Source organism: Halomonas sp. ND22Bw (genome assembly GCF_003011945.1).
GTDB lineage: Bacteria > Pseudomonadota > Gammaproteobacteria > Pseudomonadales > Halomonadaceae > Halomonas > Halomonas halophila.
Map to the genome: position 1 here is coordinate 1 of NZ_PXWD01001867.1, position 233 is coordinate 233.

Annotated in this window: 1 protein-coding gene; it reads left to right on the forward strand. The window is 60.9% G+C overall.

The window, feature by feature from the left end:
- Positions 1-72 precede the first annotated feature (72 nt).
- Positions 73-233, forward strand: a 161-nt coding sequence (locus tag CVH10_RS24760) for a ParA family protein (RefSeq protein WP_219925130.1), incomplete at its 3' end; no start/stop codon positions are given.

Below are 233 nucleotides of genomic sequence, written 5' to 3' on the forward strand. Positions count from 1 at the left end.
ACGGCCACCAACGGACGCCGATTCTACACGGTCGAAGATTTGATCGCCATTCGCGAGAAGCTCGGCATCAAGATGGGTAAATTGCCCTCCGAGCGCGCGGTCGTCATCGCCGTGCAGAACTTCAAGGGCGGCGTTGGCAAGTCGACCGTCACCACGCACCTAGCCCATTATTTCGCGGTGCAGGGCTATCGCGTGCTGGTGGTCGATTGCGACAGCCAGGCGACGACGACGAC